Genomic DNA, 3,627 nt, shown 5'->3' on the forward strand with positions numbered 1-3,627 from the left:
GTGACCTCGGTGCCGCCCTCCGACGCCGCCTGCGCGGCGGCCTCGGCGACCGGGAGGATCCCCTCGCGGCGGGACGCGTCCGGACGCTCCGTCTCCGGCCACAGGGCGAGCGCCGCGCACAGCGTCGGCAGCATGGCCATCGCGGCCGTCGCGTACCCCTCCGCCGAGGGGTGGTAGTTGTCCGGGCCGAACAGCTCGCGCGGGTTCGCGGCGAACTCCGGCCCCAGCAGGTCGCCCAGCGAGACCGTGCGCCCGCCCTGCTCGACCACCCCGATCGTCTGCGCCGCCGCCAGCTGGCGGCTGAGCCGCCGCGCCACCCAGCGCAGCGGCTGGTAGACCGGCTCGATCGTGCCCAGGTCGGGGCAGGTGCCGACCACGACCTCGCAGTTCCTCTCGCGCAGCCGCCGCACCGCGTCCGCCAGTAGCCGCACCGAGCGCGCGGGCGGCATCCGGTGGGTGACGTCGTTCGCGCCGATCATGATCACGCAGACGTCCGGGACCGCACGCGGGTCCGCCAGCAACATCGTGACCTGCCGCTCCAGGTCGTCGGACTGCGCCCCCGGCAGCGCCACCGTCCGCAGGTCCACCGGCCGCTCCGCGACCGCCGCGAGCCCGGAGGCCAGCAGCGCCCCCGGCGTCTGGCGCGGCCGGTGCACGCCCTGCCCCGCCGCCGTGGAGTCCCCGGCCAGGGCCAGCCGCAGCGGCCGGTGCTCGGCGTGGCGCGCGAACACCACCCCGTACCGCCCCTCCGCGTTCGGCGGCACGTCCTCCGAGCCGCCCACCGAGCGCCGCGCCAGCTGCACCTCCGTCAGCAGCAGCCCCACCGCGGCCCCGCCCAGCAGCCCGATCCCGCCGCCGCCGTACGCCGCCGCGGCCGCGATCCGCCGGGCGACCCTCGCCCTCGACATCGACATGTGCCGGCACCTCCCGCCGTACCCGCTCACTTCAACGCGCGTGCGCGGCCACTTCATCGCGCTCGCGCGTCCAGAACGTTCGCGCCTTGCTACTGGCTAGTTGCCCCGTGCGGCCCGCTCCGCAACGCACCCGTACGGCGGGTGCGTCCGGATCCGGGCGGAATAGGCTGGCCGCAACGGGCACCGCCGGCAGCGGCGGCCGCCCGACCGATCCGCGGAAGCCCCCGCCATGACTCCTGACCTGGAGATACGTCGTGCAGTACCACGATTCGATGATTGAGCTCGTCGGCAACACCCCGCTGGTCCGGCTCAACAACGTGACCGAGGGGATCCAGGCCACGGTCCTGGCCAAGGTCGAATACTTCAATCCCGGCGGCTCGGTGAAGGACCGCATCGCCCTGCGCATGATCGAGGCGGCGGAGGAGTCCGGCGCGCTGCTGCCGGGCGGCACCATCGTCGAGCCGACCTCCGGCAACACCGGCGTCGGCCTGGCGATCGTGGCCCAGCAGAAGGGCTACAAGTGCATCTTCGTGTGCCCGGACAAGGTCTCCACGGACAAGATCAACGTGCTGCGCGCGTACGGCGCCGAGGTGGTCGTCTGCCCGACCGCCGTCGACCCCGAGCACCCCGACTCGTACTACAACGTCTCCGACCGGCTGGTGCGCGAGACGCCGGGCGCCTGGAAGCCCGACCAGTACAGCAACCCCAACAACCCGCGCTCGCACTACGAGACGACCGGCCCCGAGCTCTGGGAGCAGACCGAGGGGAAGATCACCCACTTCGTGGCGGGTGTCGGCACCGGCGGCACGATCAGCGGCACCGGCCGCTATCTGAAGGAGGTCTCCGAGGGCGGCGTACGGATCGTGGGCGCGGACCCGGAGGGCTCCGTCTACTCCGGCGGCTCGGGGCGCCCGTACCTCATCGAGGGCGTCGGCGAGGATTTCTGGCCCACCGCGTACGACCCCGAGGTGACGGACGAGATCGTCGCGGTCTCCGACAAGGACGCCTTCCAGATGACACGCCGGCTGGCCAAGGAGGAGGGTCTGCTGGTCGGCGGCTCCTGTGGGATGGCGGTCGTCGCGGCGCTGAAGGTCGCCGAGGGGCTCGGCCCGGATGGCATCGTGGTCGTGCTGCTGCCGGACAGCGGGCGCGGCTATCTGTCGAAGATCTTCAACGACGAGTGGATGGCGGACTACGGCTTCCTGGAGGAGGCCGGCACGGCGGCCCGCGTCGCCGACGTCCTGGCGTACAAGGAGGGCGCGCTGCCCTCACTCGTCCACATGCACCCGGACGAGACGGTGGGCGAGGCGATCGAGGTGCTGCGCGAGTACGGCGTCTCGCAGATGCCGATCGTGAAGCCGGGCGCCGGGCACCCGGACGTCATGGCCGCCGAGGTCATCGGCTCGGTGGTCGAACGGGAGCTGCTGGATGCCCTGTTCACGCAGCGCGCCACGCTCGGCGACCCGCTGGAGAAGCACATGTCGGCACCGCTGCCGCAGGTCGGCTCGGGCGAGCAGGTCGCGGACCTGATGGCGGTGCTGGAGGGGGCGGACGCGGCGATCGTGCTGGTGGAGGGCAAGCCGGTGGGTGTGGTCAGCAGGCAGGACCTGCTGGCGTTCCTGGCCAAGTCGGCGAAGTAGGCGCTGGGGCTCTCCCGTCGGGATCTCGGCTGAGGCCTTGGTCGAGGCCTTGGTTGAGGCCTCGGCGGGGGGAGCGGCTTCGGCGGTCCATGCGATGGCCCGGTAACTGGTACGTATGCGTCACATGCGCGCAGCACGGACTTAACACGACTCCCGCACAGTAGAGGTGTCGGTGAGGGCGCGACGGCACGGCACAGCCGGAGCGGACGAACCGACACCCGAAACGGCGCCATGGGCCTCCGGAGCGGCTCCCGGACCTCCTGGTCGCCCGGACGTGGAGACCGGCCCTGACCCGGTCCGCGTCCCTCGCGGGGACCGCCGTCGTCCCGCCCCCGGGTTCGCCCGGGGTGCGGCGGTCCCCGCGCACACTTCTCCCGCGGGTCTTCGGCGGGGCGTCCCGGCCTTACGGGGGTGCCTGGTTTCAGGTGTCCGGTTCTACGGGGTGTCCGGTTTCAGGTGTCCGGCTTTACGGGTGGCCCGAGGGGGCTCAGCCCTCCCAGTCGCCGCCGGGCGAGGGCTTGCGGTGGCGCTGCCAGGGCATACCGCCTCTGGCGTACACCATGTTCACGGTGGCGATGCCGGCCCACGTGACGATGAGGCCCGGCAGCTCCGCGTTCACCGCGGCGATCGCCGACAGCGGGATGGCGACGACGAGCGAGACGATGCCGAACCCGTACCGCTCGCCGAAGCTGTCGTCCGGGCCGCCGGACTCCGGGGGCCGCGCACCGCGGGCCACCACCATCTGCCGCTCGGCGAGTTGGCGGCGCGTCCGCTGGTCCGCTGTCCCGTCGAGCCGCCGCTCGACCTTCTCCAGGAACGATTCGACGAGCTCCGACTCGTACTCCGGCCCCAGCTCCTTGCGAGCGTGCAGGGTCGCGTCGAGTTCCTTCTTCAGCTCGGTGTCGCGGGCATCCATGCTTGTCAGACTACGGTCACGCGGGGGAGCCCGTCGGTAGGGCTAACCCCCCGATCGATGCGGGTACACCCTCCACGCGGGTGCACCCCCGAGAAACCGCCGCCGCGCAGCCGCCGCTCAACCGCTGTGCAGCCGTTGCTCGCCCGCTCGCCCGCTC

At 72.5% G+C, this 3,627-nt stretch carries 3 protein-coding genes; 1 reads left to right on the top strand and 2 read right to left on the bottom strand.

Annotation, left to right across the window (positions count from 1 at the left end):
* Positions 1-908 (bottom strand): SGNH/GDSL hydrolase family protein (locus AOK16_RS09910; RefSeq protein ID WP_055471880.1); only part of this gene is annotated, 908 nt, incomplete at its 3' end.
* Between the two features lie 260 nt (positions 909-1,168).
* On the opposite strand from AOK16_RS09910, the gene AOK16_RS09915 reads away from it, so the two are divergent.
* A complete protein-coding gene (locus AOK16_RS09915) occupies positions 1,169-2,554 on the top strand; it encodes a cystathionine beta-synthase (protein ID WP_055471878.1) in 1,386 nt (461 codons plus the stop codon).
* A gap of 487 nt (positions 2,555-3,041) precedes the next feature.
* Here AOK16_RS09915 and AOK16_RS09920 read toward each other — a convergent pair whose 3' ends face one another.
* Positions 3,042-3,470, bottom strand: a complete 429-nt coding sequence (locus AOK16_RS09920) for a hypothetical protein (RefSeq protein ID WP_055471879.1) — start codon at positions 3,468-3,470, stop codon at positions 3,042-3,044.
* Positions 3,471-3,627 lie beyond the last annotated feature (157 nt).

It is taken from the genome of Streptomyces pathocidini (assembly GCF_001418495.1).
GTDB lineage: Bacteria > Actinomycetota > Actinomycetes > Streptomycetales > Streptomycetaceae > Streptomyces > Streptomyces pathocidini.

Bases quoted from the DNA above. Each gene is read 5' to 3' on its own strand.
- AOK16_RS09920 (WP_055471879.1), bottom strand. From the start codon at position 3,470: ATGGATGCCCGCGACACCGAGCTGAAGAAGGAACTCGACGCGACCCTG.